This window comes from Pseudomonas sp. GW821-FHT11D10, assembly GCF_058808435.1.
Map to the genome: position 1 here is coordinate 952,384 of NZ_JBXARR010000001.1, position 20,294 is coordinate 972,677.

General features: G+C 59.3%; 17 protein-coding genes. 7 read left to right on the forward strand and 10 right to left on the reverse strand.

Annotation, left to right across the window (positions count from 1 at the left end):
- Positions 1-207: 207 nt before the first annotated feature.
- Positions 208-3,069, forward strand: a complete 2,862-nt coding sequence (locus AC1RT4_RS04510) for a hypothetical protein (protein ID WP_493083817.1) — start codon at positions 208-210, stop codon at positions 3,067-3,069.
- A 241-nt stretch (positions 3,070-3,310) separates the two neighbouring features.
- Positions 3,311-5,845 (forward strand): autotransporter outer membrane beta-barrel domain-containing protein, encoded by a 2,535-nt coding sequence (locus AC1RT4_RS04515; RefSeq protein WP_493083819.1) that lies wholly within the window; start codon positions 3,311-3,313, stop codon positions 5,843-5,845.
- Between the two features lie 55 nt (positions 5,846-5,900).
- Here AC1RT4_RS04515 and AC1RT4_RS04520 read toward each other — a convergent pair whose 3' ends face one another.
- From AC1RT4_RS04520 to AC1RT4_RS04540, 5 genes are all read right to left on the reverse strand, one after another.
- The gene (locus AC1RT4_RS04520; protein WP_493083821.1) at positions 5,901-6,542 is read right to left on the reverse strand and encodes a DUF1345 domain-containing protein; all 642 of its coding nucleotides are present in this window, start codon (positions 6,540-6,542) and stop codon (positions 5,901-5,903) included.
- Positions 6,543-6,696: 154 nt separating this feature from the next.
- Complete coding sequence (locus tag AC1RT4_RS04525; protein ID WP_493083823.1) at positions 6,697-7,170, reverse strand: hypothetical protein; 474 nt, start codon at positions 7,168-7,170, stop codon at positions 6,697-6,699.
- Positions 7,167-7,613, reverse strand: coding sequence for a hypothetical protein (locus AC1RT4_RS04530; protein WP_493083825.1), 447 nt, complete (start codon positions 7,611-7,613; stop codon positions 7,167-7,169). The genes AC1RT4_RS04525 and AC1RT4_RS04530 overlap by 4 nt, the downstream gene beginning before the upstream one ends.
- Positions 7,614-7,739: 126 nt before the next feature.
- Positions 7,740-10,838, reverse strand: coding sequence for a multidrug efflux RND transporter permease subunit (locus AC1RT4_RS04535; RefSeq protein ID WP_493083827.1), 3,099 nt, complete (start codon positions 10,836-10,838; stop codon positions 7,740-7,742).
- A gap of 15 nt (positions 10,839-10,853) precedes the next feature.
- The gene (locus AC1RT4_RS04540; RefSeq protein ID WP_493083829.1) at positions 10,854-12,011 is read right to left on the reverse strand and encodes an efflux RND transporter periplasmic adaptor subunit; all 1,158 of its coding nucleotides are present in this window, start codon (positions 12,009-12,011) and stop codon (positions 10,854-10,856) included.
- Between the two features lie 184 nt (positions 12,012-12,195).
- On the opposite strand from AC1RT4_RS04540, the gene AC1RT4_RS04545 reads away from it, so the two are divergent.
- Together AC1RT4_RS04545 and AC1RT4_RS04550 are read left to right on the forward strand one after the other, a co-directional pair.
- Positions 12,196-12,897: a response regulator gene (locus AC1RT4_RS04545; RefSeq protein ID WP_007960391.1), complete on the forward strand. Its 702-nt coding sequence runs from the start codon at positions 12,196-12,198 to the stop codon at positions 12,895-12,897.
- Positions 12,898-12,901: 4 nt separating this feature from the next.
- Positions 12,902-14,206, forward strand: a complete 1,305-nt coding sequence (locus AC1RT4_RS04550; RefSeq protein ID WP_493083831.1) for an ATP-binding protein — start codon at positions 12,902-12,904, stop codon at positions 14,204-14,206.
- Positions 14,207-14,252: 46 nt separating this feature from the next.
- On the opposite strand, the gene pncA is transcribed toward AC1RT4_RS04550, so the two are convergent.
- The 4 genes from pncA to AC1RT4_RS04570 form a co-directional block, all read right to left on the reverse strand.
- A complete protein-coding gene (pncA, locus tag AC1RT4_RS04555; protein ID WP_493083833.1) occupies positions 14,253-14,879 on the reverse strand; it encodes a bifunctional nicotinamidase/pyrazinamidase in 627 nt (208 codons plus the stop codon).
- A 50-nt stretch (positions 14,880-14,929) separates the two neighbouring features.
- Complete coding sequence (locus AC1RT4_RS04560; RefSeq protein ID WP_493083835.1) at positions 14,930-15,688, reverse strand: anti-sigma factor family protein; 759 nt, start codon at positions 15,686-15,688, stop codon at positions 14,930-14,932.
- Positions 15,685-16,170, reverse strand: coding sequence for an RNA polymerase sigma factor (locus tag AC1RT4_RS04565; protein ID WP_493084458.1), 486 nt, complete (start codon positions 16,168-16,170; stop codon positions 15,685-15,687). Before AC1RT4_RS04565 ends, AC1RT4_RS04560 begins: the two co-directional genes overlap by 4 nt.
- 62 nt (positions 16,171-16,232) lie before the next feature.
- Positions 16,233-16,766 (reverse strand): tetratricopeptide repeat protein, encoded by a 534-nt coding sequence (locus AC1RT4_RS04570; protein ID WP_493083837.1) that lies wholly within the window; start codon positions 16,764-16,766, stop codon positions 16,233-16,235.
- A gap of 158 nt (positions 16,767-16,924) precedes the next feature.
- Here AC1RT4_RS04570 and AC1RT4_RS04575 point away from each other — a divergent pair, with 158 nt between their 5' ends.
- The 3 genes from AC1RT4_RS04575 (at position 16,925) to nudC (ending at position 19,430) form a co-directional block, all read left to right on the forward strand.
- Entirely contained in the window at positions 16,925-17,698 is a 774-nt protein-coding gene (locus AC1RT4_RS04575; RefSeq protein WP_493083839.1) for a class I SAM-dependent methyltransferase, read from the forward strand.
- Positions 17,699-17,780: 82 nt separating this feature from the next.
- A complete protein-coding gene (locus tag AC1RT4_RS04580) occupies positions 17,781-18,593 on the forward strand; it encodes a crotonase/enoyl-CoA hydratase family protein (RefSeq protein ID WP_011334292.1) in 813 nt (270 codons plus the stop codon).
- Between the two features lie 6 nt (positions 18,594-18,599).
- Positions 18,600-19,430 (forward strand): NAD(+) diphosphatase, encoded by an 831-nt coding sequence (nudC, locus tag AC1RT4_RS04585; RefSeq protein WP_493083842.1) that lies wholly within the window; start codon positions 18,600-18,602, stop codon positions 19,428-19,430.
- Here the strand turns inward: nudC and AC1RT4_RS04590 are convergent.
- Positions 19,398-20,177, reverse strand: coding sequence for a TSUP family transporter (locus AC1RT4_RS04590; protein ID WP_027611974.1), 780 nt, complete (start codon positions 20,175-20,177; stop codon positions 19,398-19,400). The two genes, nudC and AC1RT4_RS04590, sit on opposite strands and share 33 nt — an antisense overlap.
- Positions 20,178-20,294: the final 117 nt, after the last annotated feature.

Here is a 20,294-nt window from a genome sequence, read left to right on the forward strand (position 1 = left end):
TTCAGGAAACACCAAACTCTTTAGTGGCGTCAAGTGAAGATGTTTTAAGTAGCGGGGTAGGCGCTGGATAAGTCCGACAGACGGTAGCAATACCTGTCAGATCTGACAGTAGGAAAATTCTCTATGGAGGCGCCTAATTTTCTCTACAAAACTGCAGAACAAAGTGCCTGTACCTCACGAACGTCTCGTATGAATCGGAGATGGAAAATGACTTCGATGCTACCCAGTCAAGCCCCCGGTACGCCCGTAGGCGTCTTGGCATTGCCGCTTTCAGTAGAGGGGATCGACGATAGTGATCTGGCAGGTCATGTTCCTCGCAAGATTTTGCAAAAGGGAACTCGGATTGCTATTCCGTACTGGTTACTACCAGAACCCAACGACAACCTGTTGGTGATCTTGCGTCGGAACGGTGTAGAACAAATACTTTATGATGTCTTTTATCCTGCCCCCCTGAATGTTCCTTTTCTTTATTTCGATTTGACGCCTCAGCACCTGGCGGCGGACGGCATTGCATTTCTCTATTACAAGATATGGAAAGGCTCTGGTGGCACTGATGATCTTTCACCGGAACGGCAACTCACTATCGATCACACACCACCTATAAAACTGCGGTTACCCTGGTTTGTTCATGCGACGCTTTGGGGATATCTGAACAATAACACCAAGCCTCCCTTGACCAGCGGCGCAACGGTCAGAATTCCAGATTTCAATAACATCGCTGTTCCCGGTGACATCGCAAAAATTACATGGCGAGGATATTCGTCCTTGAATGGCAGTGGGGCGGAGGTGGCCGGTACTTATGGCAGTTGGGATAAACCGCTCTCTGCGAACGAAATAGCCAATGGTTTCGATCATGTTGTGCCGTATCCGAAACATATACTCCCGCTGTTCGATAACGATTCCGCAACTGCTGTCTGTCAATTGTTGCGCGGTGGCCGGCTCATTGCCGAATCAGAAAAATCACTTGTGAAGATCGATCAGGTAACACCTGGTCAAAGTAGCCCGTCCGGGTTCAATGAAGGAGAAATGCAAATGACTGCTCAACAGCAAGTAACGTTTAAAGCAAGAGAAAATCCACCAAAGCTGGGTCCGAGCGTGAATGGTATTTATGCGACGGCGATTACGGTGGATACCGTTGCAGACAATTACATTGAAAAGACTCAGGTGGATACTGGATTCATTACATTTAAATTAGCTGCTTTTGCACAACCATTAGACGGCGATGAAGTGGATGTTTATGCAGCGGTCGTTGGCCAAGCGCTTGACATGATAATGAGCGCGATCCCGCTGGGGCCAGTTGCAACCCGTCCCGATCCGTTCCTGATTAAAGTGCCCGTAAATTTGTTACCAGAACTGGCTCAGCCTGCGGGTCCTACTTCATACGAAGTACAAGCACTGGTTTACAGGGATGGGGCGGGCAACGATGACCCTTCGAACGTATTAACGATAGTCAGGGATGACAATGCACCTTACGGCCTCAAGTTCCCCACCAAACGACTGACTACGCCAACCCCTAACGCCACGTTCACCAATGCACCGGGCGATGCGCAACGGCTCGTCAACGAAGCCTGGATGAATGACCGCCTCAACGAGTTTCTGGAACTGGTTTTCGGCGTTGCCTATCCGAATCGTCGAGCTGATGACGAGCTGGAACTCCATCTCGTGTCGGGTGTGGCTCCGAACATCGTGGATACCGTTGTATTTGATGATGTCGTCCCGGCCTCAGGCGCTATTAAGGTACCTAATACCGAACTGCGAAAACACAGGAACGGGCGGGTGATGGCTCACTTCTTCTGGACCGACCATGCTGGGAACAGAAGCGCCAGTTCCACCCCCACAGCCTTGTTGACACTTGGGCTCGCGCTGGATCCGGTTTTGCACAAAGCCCCGTTGGTGCCGGCCACTGATCCCAATGCCAACACGACGATCTACCTGGATAACTTCCTCAAGGCTGATGGCACTGAAGAGCCTATTTCCGCGATCGTTGAACGTGCGTTCATCGATAATCTGGAACCGGGCGACCAGGTCCAGGTGTACATCGAAGACGCCTCAGACCCTACAAATTTCAAGATGCTGGGCCCGGTGGCTATCACGAATGCGGACGTACCGTTCTCCTTGCCCTATACAGGATTTTTCGCAGACCTTTTCGGTGCGTACGAAGAGGCTTCGGAATTCAAGATCTGGGCCGAGGTTGTTCGTGGCACTAATACGTTCCCCTCTCCGGAGTTGTTCTTCTGGGCAGATCTTTATCCAGCAGGGGGGCTGTATCCGGAGTTGCCTGAACTGGTGAACCCGGCGTTTGCCTTGCCAGTGACTACGGGTGCTTCCAATGTACCCAACACCTTACAACCGGGGGATCGTGATAAACCGGGTAAAATTGAAGTGAAGTTGGCACTTGCGGACCCACCCCTGAACTCGACTGAAACGGCCAAGTTCTATCTGGATGGCAAGTATGTCGGTGAAGTTTCACCATTCGCAGACATGACGACGTTCAGCGTCCCCGTCCCGGCAACTACCATTGGCGCCTTGCCAACGCCAACCGTGAAAGCCCACTGGACACGTCAGAAAACCGGTATTGATAAAAACGTTGTCAGTTCTCCCTCACAAGATGTAGCGGTCAGTGGCAAGAAAATCGACTTGCTGCAACCAACCATCCGGATTCGTAATCCGCTAAAAGACCAGTGTGACTGTTTCGCGATGAACAATGCCGCCACTAACTGGACGTTGGCACTCGGCATCCCCAAGGATGCCGTCAATCTGCCGGCGGACACTGTCATCACTGTGCACATGGAAGCACACAGTAATGCGACGGCAACGGCCTTGATTCCCGGTACGGAGGACTCCCAGCCGTACACGATCCAGGCTGCTGGTACCCCTGATGTTGCAAGCGTTGGTACTGCTGCAATCTTCAAGCTCGCACAGCCTAAACAGAGTGCAGTTGCCTGGATCAAGTTGTGGTACACCGCAAACATCGGTGGGGTTCAAACATCGATTGAACTCATCAAAAAACTCGACACTATTACTTCGAGCGCAGAGTACTGCGACCGAACTCCTGTGCCGGCTACGTGATGGTTGGGGCTTGAGGGAAGTTTATCGCGGGAGAGATTCGTCTCTCCCGCGATATTGATTGCTTTCTGAGGGTGAGAGTCAGGTTTCCGTTTCTCTTTGCAGATAATTCCTACTGAATTGAGGATTATTCCTACATCCCGCAAGGAGATTGCTGATTAGTCTGTCGGACGTTTTTTGCGGCGTTTCTTTGACTGATTGTCAGAAAAATCGCTTTTAATTTTGTTCGCGGTTCGGAGTTTTCATGACCATACCTTTTCGTTTTAACCCTTTTGTAACTAACAGCTTTTTGTTTGCTGCGATTGTTTTCAGTGCCTCAAATACGCAAGCTCGAATACTGAACCCCGGAGAGAGCGAGACAGTCACCAATCCCCCGGCACCAGAAGCCTGGACGGTCTCCCAGGGCGGAACTCTGACAATCAACAACGCAGACACCCTTTCTATTACTTCGCAAGCGGCCAACGTTGTGTTCAATGGTGGTCAAAGCCAGCGTATCGACGCACGTGATGCTTCCAGGCTGACTTTGTCGGGTGCAACGGTTAACAGTTCGACCGGCAGGGGGGCGCTGGCCCTTAGCGACAGCTCTGCCACAATCGATAACAGCACTCTCACCAGTACCAACAGTTTCGGGCTTGTGCTGGGACGCAACATCAACACCCCTGCATCGTCCTCTGCAACCGTCACGGGCAATAGCTTCATCACCGGTGTTCCTGGCGGTGCGAGCGCGGTTGGTTTCGCTGTGCTGAATCTTACGGACTCGACAGTCGTCGGCACCGGCGCCACCAGTTACGGTGTGCAATTGGGCGGTGCAACGCTATCGGCGACGGGCAGCACGATTACCGGTGCACAGGACGGCCTGCAAATCGTGACGGACAACACGGGCGTCAACGCCAGCACCGTGACGCTCAACAACACTCGTGTGACCGGAGGCACGGGGTCGGCCATCGTGCTGGGCTCCTCCGGGAGTGCCGGGACTGTCGCCAACATCAATGTCAGTGGCAACTCCGAGCTTGTCGGCGGCGATGGCTCGGTGTTGAAGGCAATCAACCGCTCCACCGCCAACTTCAATGTCGATGGCAGTACCCTGAGAGGTCATGTGATTGCCGAAACCGGCAGCACGGTTGCATTGCTGATGAAGAACGGCGCCACGCTCAACGGCAATTTGCAGAACGTCACCCAGTCCCGGTTCGACACCGGCGCTACCTTGAACGGCAACGTGGAGGCCGTCGCGGGAACTGCGGCCACCGTCAGCCTGGACAACGGCTCGGCCATCAACGGCAACGTCGACAATGTCGCCAGCCTCTCGCTGAACAATTCCAGCCGGCTGACCGGCAACGTCACCACCGACACCAATGGCAGTGTCCTGCTGGACAACGGTTCAGTGCTCACCGGCCAGATCAACAACTCGGGCAAACTGGCCATCAACAATGCTGCACAGTGGGTCATGACCGTTGACAGCACCGTGCAGCAACTGGGCATGAACAACGGTGTCGTGCAGATGGGCACGAACGAGCAGTTTCTGCATCTGAAAGTCGGCAATCTCACGGGTAACGGCACCTTCGTGATGGGGACCGACCTGGGTAATGGCAATACTGATTTCATTGAGGCGGACAATGCCACCGGGCATCACCAATTGCTGATCTCGGCAACGGGTACTACACCGGTCACTGCGGATGCAGTAAAGGTCGGCAACATCAAGGAGGGCGATGGCAGTTTTGCGTTGGCCAATCGTCAAACGGTGGATGCCGGTACGTTCGTCTATCGACTGACCAGGGAAGGGCAGGGCCTGTACCTCACCCCGGACAAGGAAACCGTCAGCACCTCGACCAACACCGCCTTGGCTTTGGCCGGCAGTGCCCGCAGTGTATTGAATGCGGAAATGAACATGCTCAGCGACCAGATCGGTGATCGTGGATTGAGCCTCCAACCCGATGCTTCGCTTCGTGCAGCCAACGACAGTGACACCACAAAACTGAGCAACAGTGTCTGGGTGCGTACGTATGGCAATCAATACAACGTCAAAAATGCCTACGGCGACGGCTACACCCAAAACCAGAACGGCATCACCGGTGGTGCCGATACGACGGTGGACATCGCTGGCCGTGCGTGGGTCATCGGTGGTTTCGTGGGGGCCAGTCGCACCAATATGGACCTCAAATATGGCTCCAGCGCAACGGTCGACAGTCTGAATGCCGGCGTCTATGGCAGCACCTACGATGTTGAAAGTGGTGTGTTCGTCAACGTCATGGCCAAGATCAACCAGTTCGACAACAAGGCCAAGGTCACCATGAGCGACGGCACGCGGGCCAAAGGCGATTACAAGGCTTTGGGCGCCAGCGGTTCGGTGGCTGTGGGCAAGCACATTCGTTTGAAGGACAACTGGTTTATCGAGCCACAGGTCCGGGTATCGACCGGCGTGACCCAGAGCGACAACTATCGCCTGGACAACGGCCTTGAAGTCGAAGCCGACACCATGCGTTCGCTCCAGGGCAATATCGGTGTAAGGGGCGGCCGAGTCATTGCGCTTGAAAACGGCAGTGTGCTTGAGCCGAGTCTGTCGCTGGGGGCCAATCATGAATTTGTCAAAGCCAACCGGGTCAAGATCAACGATGACAGCTTCGATGATGATCGCGCCAGCAGCGGGGTCGAATATGGCGCAGGTCTGAAGTGGACACCGGCGCAGCGCAACTGGCAGGTTTCCGGTCAGGTTGGCGGCAGCAAGGGCAACACCGTCAACCAGGACTGGAGTGGCAGTCTGCGAGTCAGTTACTTCTTCTGATGCGCTGAAACAACAAACGCCCCGTGCAGCGATGCCGGGGCGTTTTTTTGTGCGCTCAGCCGAAGAGCCCCGCGGCGATGTTGATCGAGAAGCCCAGAATCGCCGTATTGAATACGAAACCGATCAGCGACTGCGCCAGCACGATCTTGCGTATCTCCCGCGTGGCCACGCCAACGTCCGCGGTCTGCACCGCCACGCCAATGGTGAACGAGAAGTACAGAAAGTCCCAATAGTTGGGCGTCGTCAGGCCTTCGGCGAAGCGCAGCGCCGGTTCCTTGCCGTCCCAGGTGTAAAACAGCCGGGCGTAGTGAACGCAGAAAATGACCCCGATCAGTAGCCATGAGCCAATCACCGTCAGTGCGGTAAAACCGTAGTGCATCAATTTGTGGTGGGTATCCAGATCCTTGCTTCCGACAAGTTCCAGGGTGATGGCCGCCAGACTGGCCAGCGCCGCAATACACACCACGAACAGCACCAGCCCGGCGTTTTCATCTTCGACGACGGCGATCTGCTTGACGTCCGGAGCCTTGGCCCGTGCGGTGAGCCAGAGCATCAGGGCGAGGTAGGTCCAGACCCCGGCGTTCCAGCCGATGAGGATTTTGCTGATGACGGAGTCGGCGGGGACCAGCAGACCGACGGCAAGGCCGAACAGGGCGGCGGCGGAGAGGCGAGGGTGGGTGCGGGCAAGAAAGCGCATGGGCGGCTCTTTGTTGACGGTGTCGAGCAAACCATAGCATGGGTGTGGGTTCTGGCTGGTGCGGGGGACTTCGAACAAAAAAACCTTGAGATTCTGTCTTCGTCGACAGGCGCTCAAGGTTTTTTCGTTTCAGAAGGACGGACGCGTAGCGGGATCAATTCTGGATATGAAGCGTGCCTTTGGAGACTGTCACCGTTTTTGGAACGGGGTCCCCGTTCTGGCCAATAAACTCGAAGTCGGCTTTTATTTGTCCCTTGTCCGAACCGGCAGTAGGGAAGCTGGAAAAAGTGACTTTGCCTTGCGTCGCTTCGTAGAAAGGATCAATGCCAATCGCGAGCATTTCCACGAAAACGGCTCTGACCAGACTGACATCCGTATTCAAGTCGTAGGTGGTATTCAAACTGGCGGTTTGCGCCACATTCAGAACAATACTCAGACTCCGTCGAGGACGACTCGGGCCATCAATCCACCATTCTCCCCTTGCCGTCCAGGCCTGTTGTTTGAATAGAACATCGTACTGCGCCGTGAGGTGGACTGTTTCTGCTGCGTAGCTATCCTTTACCGGCGGCTCCAGACCATCGACATCAGCGGTCAAAGTGCCTTCAGACATTGGTTGTGCAGCACTCATGGCTCGGCACTCCCTTGGTCGTTGGGCACCAGATCAAGTTCCCCTTTAACGGTTACGTGCTCTTTTCCGTTCTGCGACACGGCTACAAAGTTGAATGTTGCCTTGGCTTCATCGGTGGCGGCGCTCACGGTAACGGTGACTTTACCGCTTTGCGCAAAGAAAGGCGCTTCGCCAGAGCCTGAAGTACTTTTCCACCAGCTGGCTGACGCCTGGCGATCAGCATCGGCGAAATCGAAGGTCTGGTTGTAGATGTCGCCCTCATTCACGAATGTCAGGGAAATGTTTCTGTGTTCATTCGGCCAGTCCGGCAATGAGGCTCTCCCTTGCACGGAGCGTCCATTACCCGTTGAGTAGAACATTTCTTCTGCAACAAACTTTAGGAGTTCGGGATCGCTTGTGTCGGCTGTAAATGTGCCATCTGCATTGCCCTTTACATTCGTCATGAGTAGCTCCTGATTCAAGTCAAACCGGTAAGTCAAACGTGACAGGAGCTAGCCTAAGGGCTTGGAGTCATTGGCGAACCTGTCAACTTTGACAGGTGTAAAAACCGATCGGCTTATCGCGAAGTTTCATTTCTTGCTGGCCCATCGGGCTACCGCTTTAACCACGACCACAAAGAACACCGGCACAAATATCACCGCCAATGTCGCCGTAATCATCCCGCCAATCACCCCGGTACCAATCGCCTGCTGACTCGCCGAGCTCGCGCCGGTGGCAATCGCCAGCGGCACCACGCCCAGAATGAACGCCAGCGAAGTCATGACAATCGGCCGCAACCGCAGACGCGCGGCTTGCAACGTGGCGTCAATCAAGTCATGACCTTCGTCGTACAGGCTCTTGGCAAACTCGATGATCAGGATCGCGTTTTTCGCCGACAGGCCGATGATGGTGATCAGGCCGACCTTGAAGAACACATCGTTAGGCATCCCGCGCAAAGTCACCGCCAGTACCGCGCCGAGCACACCCAGCGGCACAACGAGCAACACAGACGTCGGAATCGACCAGCTCTCGTACAACGCCGCCAGACACAGGAACACGATCAGCAGCGACAGCCCGAGCAGAATCGGCGCCTGACTGCCGGACAAACGTTCCTGCAGCGACAGACCGGTCCATTCCTGACCCAGGCCTTTCGGCCCCTGAGCCACCAGCCGTTCGATCTCCGCCATGGCTTCGCCGGTGCTGTGGCCGGGTTTCGGCTCACCGGAAATCGAGATCGCCGGGTAGCCGTTGTAGCGGGTCAGCTGCGCCGGGCCCTGAGTCCACGTGGCTTTGACAAACGCCGACAGTGGCACCATTTTCCCGGCGTCATTGCGCACGTGCATTTTCAGCAGGTCATCGACCTGACTGCGGCGATCGCCTTCAGCTTGGACAACAACTCGTTGCATCCGCCCCTGATTGGGGAAGTCGTTGACGTACGAAGAGCCAATGGCAGTGGACAGCACGTTGCCGACGTCGGCGAACGAAATCCCAAGTGCATTGGCCTGCTTGCGGTCCACTTCCAGTTGCACCTGCGGCGCTTCGGCCAGCGCGCTTTCACGGACGTTCATCAGGATCGGGCTTTTCTCGGCAGCGGCGAGCAACTGCGTGCGCGCTTCCATCAAGGTCGCATGACCCAGGCCACCGCGATCCTGCAAGCGGAACTCGAAGCCGCTGGACGTGCCGAGACCGTCCACCGGCGGCGGCAGCACGGCGAAGGCTACGGCGTCCTTGATCTGACTGAGGGCGATGTTGGCGCGGTCGGCAATCGAACTTGCCGAGTCATCGCTGCCGCGATGCGACCAGTCCTTGAGTGTGGTGAACGCCAGCGCGGCGTTCTGCCCGCTGCCAGAGAAACTGAAACCGAGAATCACGGTGCTGTCGCCGACGCCCGGTTCGCCGGCGTTGTGCGCTTCGATCTGCTCGACCACCTGCACCGTGCGGTTCTTGCTCGCGCCGGGTGGCAGTTGAATGTCGGTGATGGTGTAACCCTGATCCTCGACCGGCAGGAACGAGGAGGGCAGGCGCGCGAAGCACAGACCCAGACCCACCAGCAGCACAACGTAGATCAGCAGATAACGCCCGGTGCGTTTCAGCGCGTAACCGACCCAGCCCTGATAGCGATTGGTCAGTTGTTCGAAGCGGCGGTTGAACCAGCCGAAGAACCCGGTTTTCTCGTGGTGTTCGCCCTTGGCAATCGGCTTGAGCAGTGTTGCGCACAGTGCCGGGGTCAAGGTCAGGGCGAGGAACGCCGAGAACAGGATCGAGGTGGCCATCGACAACGAGAACTGGCGATAGATAACGCCCACCGACCCCTGCATGAACGCCATCGGAATAAACACCGCCACCAGCACCAGCGTGATGCCGATGATCGCGCCGGTGATCTGGGTCATCGCCTTGCGTGTCGCCTCTTTCGGCGACAAACCTTCGGTGGCCATTATCCGCTCGACGTTCTCCACCACCACGATGGCATCGTCCACCAGAATGCCGATGGCCAGCACCATGCCGAACATGGTCAGCACGTTGATCGAGAACCCCAGCGCCAGCATGGTCGCGAAGGTGCCCATCAGCGCCACCGGCACCACCAGCGTCGGGATCAGGGTGTAGCGGATGTTCTGCAGGAACAGGAACATCACCGCAAACACCAGCAACATCGCCTCGCCGAGGGTGTAGACCACTTTGGTGATCGAGACCTTCACGAATGGCGAGGTGTCGTAGGGAATCTTGTATTCCACGCCGGCAGGGAAGTAGCGCGACAATTCATCCATTTTGGCGCGGATCAAAGTCGCGGTGCTGAGGGCGTTGGCGCCCGGCGACAGTTGCACGCCGACGGCGGTGGACGGCTTGCCGTTCAGACGGGTGCCGAACTGGTATTCCTGGCTGCCGATCTCGACCCGCGCCACATCCTTGATGCGTACCGTGGAGCCGTCCGGATTGGCCTTGAGCACGATGTCGGCAAACTCTTCCGGCGTCGAAAGCTGACCCTTGACCAGAATCGTCGCGGTGATTTCCTGAGTGCTCGGGTTCGGCAGATCGCCGATGCTGCCCGCCGAGACCTGGGCGTTCTGCGCGACGATGGCGGCGTTGACATCAGCTGGCGTCAGGTTAAAACCGATCAGCTTCTGCGGATCGACCCAGATCCGCATCGCCCGCTCGGCGCCATACAGCTGGGCCTTGCCGACGCCGTCGATGCGCTTGATCTCGTTCATCACGTTACGCGCCAGATAATCGCTGAGCGCTACGTCATCGAGCTTGCCGTCGCTGGAGGTGAGGGTGATCAGCAGCAGGAAACCGGCGGAGACTTTCTCCACCTGCAAGCCTTGCTGATTGACCGCTTGCGGCAGGCGCGACTCGACCACTTTGAGGCGGTTTTGCACGTCAACCTGCGCCAGTTCCGGGTTGGTGCCCGGCTGGAAAGTGGCCTTGATCGTGGCGCTGCCGAGGCTGCTCTGGGATTCGAAATACAGCAGGTGATCGGCGCCGTTGAGCTCTTCCTCGATCAGGCTGACCACGCTCTCGTCGACGGTCTGCGCCGAGGCGCCCGGGTACACGGCATAGATTTCGATCTGCGGCGGCGCGACGTCGGGGTATTGCGCCACCGGCAATTGCGGGATGGCCAGCGCACCGGCCAACAGGATGAACAACGCGACGACCCAGGCGAACACCGGGCGGTCGATAAAGAACTGCGGCATAGAAGAGCGTCCTGCTTACTGACCAGAGGTCTGGGCAAGTGGAAGAGGGGTGTCGTCGATCTGCACCACTTCGCCCGGACGGGCGTGTTGCAGACCTTCGATGACAATGCGGTCGCCGGCCTTCAGGCCACCGGTGACGATCCAGCGGTCGTTTTGCACCGCGCCCAGTTGCACTGGCTGCTGGGCGACGCGCATCTGATCGTCGACGGTCAGCACTTGCGCCACACCGGCGCTGTCGCGCTGCACCGCGCGTTGCGGCACGGTGAGGCCGTGTTGAATCACGCCTTGTTCCAGACGCACGCGAACGTAGCTGCCGGGCAACAGATCGAGATCCGGGTTGGGGAACTCGCTGCGCAGGATGATCTGACCGGTGCCCGGATCGACCGTGATGTCGCTGAACAGCAGTTTGCCCGGTAACGGATAGAGGCTGCCGTCGTCCTGAATCAGCGTGGCCTTGACCTGATCCTGACCGACCTGCTGCAACTGGCCGGAACGGAAGGACCGGCGCAATTCGTTGAGTTCGCGGGTCGACTGGGTCAGGTCGGCGTGGATCGGGTTCAGTTGCTGGATCAGCGCCATGGGCGTGGTTTCGTTCTGGCCGACCAGCGCGCCTTCGGTGACCAGAGCGCGGCCGACGCGCCCGGAGATCGGCGCGGTGACGGTGGCGTAACCCAGATTCAGCTTCGCGCGCTCGACGGCAGCCTTGTTGGCGGCCACGTCGGCGGCAGTCTGCCGGGCGTTGGCGCGGGCGTTGTCGTAGTCCTGAGCGCTGATGGCCTTGTCGTCGATCAACTGGGCGTAGCGCTGTTCCTGCAACTTCGCCTGGAATGCGTTGGCCTCGGCCTTGCGCAGGGCCGCTTCGGCGCTATCGAGGTCGGCCTTGAACGGTGCCGGGTCGATGCGGAACAGCACGTCGCCTTTTTTCACGTCGCTGCCTTCGCGGTAGGTGCGTTGCAGCACGACGCCGGCAACCCGGGCACGGACTTCGGCGATGCGCGGCGCGGCAATCCGCCCGCTCAGTTCGCTGCTGATCGACAGGGGGCGCGCCTCAAGGGTTTCGATCCGCACGGTGGCCGGCGGCGCCTGTTCCTCGGCGTTCGAGGATTTATCACAGGCACTCAGCGTCAGCGCCAATGCGATCAGGCCGAGCCCGGCCAGCAGATTCTTCGACATGTACAACCCCCAATATTGATCTGCGCATCCTACGGACAGTCGCCGAGGGTAGCGGTGAAGCTTTGTAGGCGCTGTGTGAAATTGTGTAAGGGTTTTGCTCAGGGACGAGTGAGGGCGTATATCCTTTAGGCCTTGAAATTTATTGCGACACAGCAGTCGCCACCGCCTGTTCTGGATCACCTCAATGCCCAACATTCTTCTGGTCGAAGACGACACCGCCCTCGCCGAACTGATTTCCAGCTACCTGGAGCGCAACGGTTACTCCGTCAGCGTGATCGGCCGTGGCGACCATGTGCGCGAACGGGCGCGGCTCAATCCTCCGGATCTGGTGATTCTCGACCTGATGCTGCCCGGCCTCGACGGTTTGCAGGTCTGTCGGCTGTTGCGCGCCGACTCGGCAACACTGCCGATCCTGATGCTCACCGCCCGCGACGACAGCCACGATCAGGTGCTGGGCCTGGAAATGGGCGCCGACGATTACGTCACCAAGCCCTGTGAGCCGCGCGTCCTGCTGGCGCGGGTGCGCACCTTGCTGCGGCGCAGCAGCCTCGGCGAGCCGATGACCGCCAACGACCGAATCCTGATGGGCAACCTGTGCATCGACCTGTCGGAACGCACGGTGACCTGGCGCGAGCAACCGGTCGAGCTGTCCAGCGGTGAATACAATCTGCTGGTGGTGCTGGCCCGTCATGCCGGTGAAGTGCTGAGCCGCGACCAGATCCTGCAACGCCTGCGCGGCATCGAATTCAACGGCACCGACCGCTCGGTGGATGTGGCGATTTCCAAGCTGCGACGCAAGTTCGATGATCACGCCGGGGAAGCGCGCAAGATCAAGACCGTGTGGGGCAAGGGGTATCTGTTCAGCCGTTCCGAGTGGGAATGCTGATTCGATGTTCAGAATCCTGTTTCGCCTCTATCTGGTGACGATCGTTTCCTACAGCGCGGCGATCTATCTGGTGCCGGACCTGGTGGTGATGGCGTTCAAGCAGCGATTCGTCACCTACAACCTCGACTATTCCCGTGGCCTGCAATCGCTGATCACCAAGCAGTTTCGCGCGGTGCCGCAGGATCAGTGGCCGGCGCTCGCGGCATCGATGGACAAGGATTTCCAGCCGCTGCACATCGTGCTCGCCCGTATCGATGACGCCGGCTTCACCGACATCGAGAAAGAACGTCTGCGGCGAGGCGAGAACATGGTGCGGGTAGGCGACTGGGGCTGGCGCACGCTGGCGGTCACGCCGCTGAACGACGAAATGGCGGTGCAGATGGTGGTGCCGCCGGATCCGATGGACGTGAATCTGTTGTACTGGAGCATCAACGTGCTGATCGGCGCGAGTCTGCTGGCGTGCCTGTTGCTCTGGTTTCGTCCGCACTGGCGCGATCTGGAACGCCTCAAGGGCACGGCCGAACGTTTCGGCAAGGGCCATTTGAGCGAGCGTACCCAGATTGGCGCAAGCTCCAACATCGGCAGTCTGGCCAATGTGTTCGACACCATGGCCGGCGATATCGAAAACCTGCTCAACCAGCAACGGGATCTGCTCAACGCGGTGTCCCACGAACTGCGCACGCCACTGACCCGCCTGGACTTCGGCCTGGCGCTGGCGCTGTCCGATGATCTGCCGCAAGCCAGTCGCGAACGCCTGCAAGGGCTGGTCGCGCACATTCGCGAACTCGATGAATTGGTGCTGGAGTTGCTGTCCTACAGCCGCCTGCAGAATCCGGCGAAGTTGCCGGAGCAGGTCGAAGTGTCGCTGGACGAGTTCATCGACAGTATTCTGGGCAGCGTCGACGAAGAACTGGAATCCCCGGAAATCGTCATCGATGTACTGCTGCACAATCAGCTGGAACGCTTCTCCCTCGACCCGCGCCTGACGGCCCGTGCGATTCAGAACCTGCTGCGCAACGCCATGCGCTACTGCGAAAAACGCATTCAGATTGGCGTGCAGGTTTGCCCGAAGGGCTGTGAAATCTGGGTGGATGACGATGGCATCGGCATACCGGAAGACGAGCGGGAGCGGATTTTCGAGCCGTTCTATCGACTGGATCGCAGCCGCGACCGGGCGACCGGCGGGTTTGGCCTGGGACTGGCGATCAGCCGGCGGGCGCTGGAAGCGCAGGGCGGGACGTTGACGGTGGAAAGTTCGCCGTTGGGCGGGGCGCGGTTCAGGCTCTGGCTGCCAACCCCGACCTCATGATCGTTCCCACGCAGAGCGTGGGAACGATCAGTTCTCTGGGTGGAAATTAGAGGATCTCAGTCGACTGGATCAATCCAACCCCGGCCACTTGCATCCGCTCGATCGCCGTCGCCAGCGAGCCATTCAAGTCAATCGCCCGGCATGCATCCAGCACCACAAACGCATTGAACCCCGCCGCCCGTGCATCCAGCGCGGAGAACATCACGCAGAAATCCAGCGCCAAACCGACCATGTACACCGTGTCGATCCCGCGTTCCTTCAGATACCCCGCAAGACCCGTGGTCGTGACGCGATCCGCTTCCAGAAACGCCGAATAACTGTCGATGTCCGGGTTGCAGCCCTTGCGGATGACCAACTGCGCGTGGGGCAGATCGAGTCCCGAGTGAAACTCGGCACCGCGCGAACCCTGAATGCAGTGATCCGGCCACAGCGTCTGCTCGCCGTACGGCAGTTGAATCACGTCGTACGGCTGATGCCCGGGATGGCTGGAAGCAAACGAAGCATGCCCGGCCGGGTGCCAGTCCTGGGCAATGACCACTTGCTTGAACTGCCCGGCGAGGCGGTTGATCAGCGGGACGATCAGATCACCTTCGGGCACGGCCAACTGGCCACCGGGAATGAAGTCGTTCTGCACGTCGATGACCAGCAGGGCAGTGCGTGGCGAAATCGGCATAAATCCATCCTTCTTGGAAAATCACCCGAGCAGCATAGTGACAAAATTCTTTAAACGTTCAGCCTGGTTTTAAACATTTTCGCCATGTCTTCCAGCTCGGAAGCCGGGTGATGGCCGATCAGCATCCAGGCGTGCTCGCGTTCGGTCCAGTACACCACGTTCATCCCGTGCCGGCGTTCATGGGCCAGCGGCTGGCTGCCGCTGTTGGTGCGCGTGACGCACAGCGCCAGCGGGCCGTGGGTGGCGTCGAGCCAGGTCATCTGGGCGATGGGTACGCCGTCATATTCAAGTAGCTGCGCGCGCTTGAACTGCGCGCCGGGCAGTTTCAGTTTCGCCGGCGACAGGCTCACGCCCAGCCGCGCATCGACGGTTCGCAACTGCGCCAGTTGCGAGGCTTCGTCGGTGGGCAGATGTTCGAGGGTCTGCGGCACATACAGCGCCATGTAATCGCCCACCAGTTCACGCCAGTTGTGCGATTGCTGCGCTTGCCAGGCCAGAAACAAGCGGTCCGCCGCGACACCCGCGACTGCCACGCCCGCTGCCGCCGCGCCGATGAACCAGCGCCGGCTGAAACCGGGTTTCTGCGGTGACGGCGCGGCATCGAGCCGTGCCTGCAAGCGATCGAGCGGCGCCTGTTGCGCCAGTTCGTCATAGGCAGCCTTGAATGGCAGGTTGCTGCGGCTCAGCCATTGCACCCGCAAACTCAGCAGCGGATCGTCGGCGATGAGGCTGTCGAGTTGGCTGCGCTGTTCGCGGTCCAGTTCATCGTCCAGATACGCCACCAGTTGCTCGTCGGAAGGCGTATTCATTGCCGGTCTCCTGCGGGGGTGTTCGGTACCGCTTGCAGCGGCGGGTATTCGGCCAGTTTCAGGCGCGCGGTGGCCAGCCGACTCATGACCGTGCCGATCGGCACTTGCAGGATCTCGGCCACTTCGCGGTAGGACAGGCCTTCTACGTAGGCGAGATACACCGTTTCGCGCTGGGTTTCCGGCAGCGCATCGACCCGTCGGATCACCTGCGCGGCCATCACGTGGGTCTGCGCGGCGTATTCGCCATCGAAGGTCAGCTGACTTTCGGCATCCGCCACACCCTGGCCCTGGCGCACCCGGCGGGCGCGCACTTCGTTGAGCCAGATCGAATGCAGGATGCTCAGCAGCCAGCGATCCATGCGCGTGCCGACCACGTACTGGCTCGAACGCTCGAGCGCCCGTACGCAGGTGGCTTGCACCAGATCCTCGGCCACGTGCCGATTGCGCGACAGCAGCAAGCCGTAACGCCACAGGCGCGCCAGGTGTTGCCCGAGTTCGGCTCTGAAGGCCTGATCGCTGAAAATGTTCGCCTCCGCGTGTCGTGTCAGGTTTTCGATGAATCGTTGATGGCTTCGGCCAGGTCCCGGTATTCCTCGCAGGTCGTGCCGCAAATCTTCTGGATGTGCTGCAACTGCTCCTGCGCCAGATCGACGCGGCCCTTGATCACATAGGCTTCGCCCAGGTATTCGCGGACCTGCGCGTACTGCGGATCGAGTTTCACCGATTGCAGGTAATAACCGATGCCTTCGTCAGTGCGTCCCAGTTTGCGCGTCGCGTAACCGCGATAGTTGAGGGCCTTGGCGGTGTTCGGTTGTTGCAGCGTGTCGAGCAGGGCCAGCGCTTCTTCATAACGGCCGGCCTTGGCCAGACGATAGGCGTAATCGGTCCGGTCGGCGTCGGGCACCAGATGGCTGGTCTGCATCACGCACTTCTGGGTTTTGGTGTCGAACACCTGGCCTTTGGGGCAGTTGGGTTTCTGAACGGGCGCCTCTTCATCGCCATTGGCGAGGGCGAGGGGGCTCGCGAAAACGGCGGCCACCAGCAACGGGGCGGCGAACATAACGGAACGGATAGTCATGGGCAAGGCTCCACAGGGGGTCATGTTTCACTTTGAACACCGCAGGGTGAAAATTTATTCATTGCTTTGTCAGGCTTTGTTAAAGGAAAGCCCTTTTTCCGGCGCTATGCTCGTCAGCATTCGTTGTCGATCTGCAGTTCTACCATGGGAGTTTGGCCATGAAAGATCAGGTTCACCACTCGGCCGCCAGCGGCTACAAAACCGCTGCCGACACCTACGTCAAAGGCCGGCCCGACTATCCGCCGGCCGTCAGCGAATGGCTGGCGGGCGCCTTGGGCCTCGATGCCCACAAGACTGTTATCGACCTCGGCGCCGGCACCGGCAAGTTCACCGGACGGCTGGTGGCGACCGGTGCCCAGGTAATCGCCGTGGAACCGGTGGCGCAGATGCTGGAAAAACTGTCACTGGCCTGGCCGCAAGTGCTGGCCGTCAGCGGTACGGCGACGGATTTGCCGCTGCCCGACGCCTCGGTGGATGCGGTGGTGTGCGCGCAGGCCTTTCACTGGTTTGCCAGCACCGAGGCGCTGGATGAAATCGCCCGTGTCCTCAAACCGGGCGGCAAACTGGGCTTGATCTGGAACCTGCGCGACACCCGGATTGACTGGGTGCCCAAGCTGGACGCCATCGTCAACGCGCTGGAAGGCGACACGCCGCGCTTCTACACCGGCGAATGGCGCAAGGCCTTTCCCCATCCGGCGTTCGGGCCGTTGCAGGCTCAGCACTTTCAGCACGGCCACACCGGCTCGCCGGAAGATGTGATCTTCAACCGGGTGCGCTCCACCAGTTTCATTGCGGCGCTGAGCGATCAGCAGCGCGCGAAGATCGACGAGCAGATTGCTCAACTGATTACCGGCGAGCCGCTGCTGCGGGGCAGGGAGGTGGTGACCGTGCCTTACGAGACCGCCGCCTTCGTCGCGGTGAAGAACGGCTAGAGTCCCGCATTTGGCCGAACCGCCGTGCTGATGCCTTGTTATAGTTCGGGCCTCATTTTCAGCCCGGTAAAGGATTTCTGCCATGACTCAATACACCGCCTTCAGCGTCGAACTGGCCGACAACATCGCCCATGTGCAGATCAATCGTCCGGAAAAGATCAACTCGATGAACGCCGCGTTCTGGAGCGAAATCGTCGAGGTGTTCCAGTGGATCGACGACACCGACGAAGTGCGGGTGGTGGTGCTCAGCGGCGCCGGCAAACACTTTTCCTCGGGCATCGACCTGATGATGCTGGCCGGCGTGGCCAATGAACTGGGCAAGGACGTCGGCCGCAATGCGCGCCTGCTGCGCAAGAAGATCCTGACCCTGCAAGCCTCATTCAATGCCGTGGACAATTGCCGCAAACCGGTACTCGCGGCGATCCAGGGTTACTGCCTGGGCGGCGCCATCGACCTGATCGCGGCCTGCGACATGCGCTACGCCGCCGAAGACGCGCAATTCTCGATCAAGGAAATCGACATCGGCATGGCGGCCGACGTCGGCACCCTGCAACGGTTGCCACGGATCATCGGTGACGGCATGCTGCGTGAGCTGGCTTACACCGGTCGCACCTTTGGCGCCGAAGAAGCGCGCAGCATTGGTCTGGTCAATCGCGTCTACAGCGACAAGGACGGCCTGATCGAAGGCGTGATGGACATTGCCCGGGACATCGCCGGCAAGTCGCCGATCGCGGTCACCGGCACCAAGGAAATGATCAGCTACATGCGTGACCATCGCATCGACGACGGTCTCGAGTACGTTGCCACCTGGAACGCCGCCATGCTGCAATCCAACGATTTGCGCGTGGCCATGGCCGCCCATATGAGCAAACAGAAACCCGAATTTCTGGATTGAGAAACCATGACATCTCGCTGGACCACTGCAGTACTGGACACCGATCAACCCGGCGGCTGGGCCGTGGCGCGCAGCCCCGAGGGTTTCCTGTTCGATGACAACGGCGCGCTGTTCCCCCGGGAATGGCTCAAGCGCCAGGACTTGTCGATCCTTGCCGAGCACGGTATCGGTCATCTCGATGGCGAACCGGTGTATCTGCTGGAACTGCGCAGCACCAGCGAGGTGCCGGGTTGCAACTGGAAAGGCCTGCGGGCGTTCATGCTCGATGGCGATCACACGATCTACAAAGTGCTGGGTTATGCGGCGCAGATCGGGACGTGGGCCCGCGAACACCGTTTCTGCGGCAATTGCGGTCAGGCCATGACCCAGGTGCCGCGCGAGCGGGCGATGTATTGCCAGCCGTGCGATCTGCGCAGTTATCCGCGGATTTCGCCGAGCATGATCGTGCTGGTGACCCGTGGCGATGAAGTGCTGCTGGCGCGTTCACCGCGTTTCGTCACTGGGGTCTACAGCACGCTGGCCGGGTTTGCCGAACCGGGTGAGTCGGCCGAGGATTGCCTGATTCGCGAAGTGCGCGAGGAAGTGCAGATCGAGGTGAAGAACATTCAGTACCTGGGCAGCCAGTGCTGGCCGTTTCCGCACTCGATGATGCTCGGCTTCCATGCCGAATACGCGGGTGGCGAGATTGTCTGTCAGGAAGACGAGATCGAAGACGCCCAGTGGTTCAACGTGCACGATCTGCCGCCGTTGCCGGCGTCCAAATCGATTGCCCGTTACCTGATCGACGTCTACGTGGCGCGGCGCTTAGGCCACACTGAACCAGTGCTGCCAGGCTAGACGCACGGTCAACCCCAGCACCACGGTGATGAACACCGGACGAATGAACTTGGCGCCGCCGCTGATCGCGGTGCGCGCCCCGAAGAACGCGCCGACCATCACCGACAGGCCCATGCTCAGGCCGATGATCCAGTCCACCTGCCCGGAAAACACGAACACCGACAGCGCCGCAATGTTGCTGACGAAGTTCATGCTGCGCGCCACGCCGCTGGCCTTGACCAGATCGATCGGGTAGAGCAACAAACTGCTGACGGTCCAGAACGCGCCAGTGCCGGGGCCGGCCACGCCGTCGTAGAAACCGAGGCTGAAGCCCTGGGTCGATTGCCACTTCTTCTTGATCGGTGCGTCGCTGTCCAGCGGCGCTTTCGGCGTGCCGCCAAACAACAGGTACAGGCCACAGGCGAAGACGATCACCGGCAGCATCTTGTTCAGCCATTCGGCGGGCAGGTAATGGGCGACGATGGCGCCGGTCAGCGCGCCGACCAGTGTGCCAACGATGGCGTGCATCCACTGCCGTGGGTGAAACAGCTTGCGTCGGTAGAAGGTGAAACTGGCGGTGGCCGAACCGAAGGTCGAACTCAACTTGTTGGTGCCCAGCACCAGGTGCGGCGGCAGGCCGGCGGTGAGCAACGCAGGCGTGGTCAACAGACCGCCACCGCCGGCGATGGCGTCGATGAATCCGGCAATGAAAGCGACAAGGGCCAGAACGGCCAGGGTGGTGAGGTCAACGCTGAGTTCGAAAGGCATGGAATCGGCTTATTCGGCAGGTTGCAGAGCTGGGCTGCGGGGAGGGCGTTCATGTTACTCATTTCCAAGTGTTGCGGCGACCCATAAGGCCTGGCCACCGACTGCTCAACTGTTGCC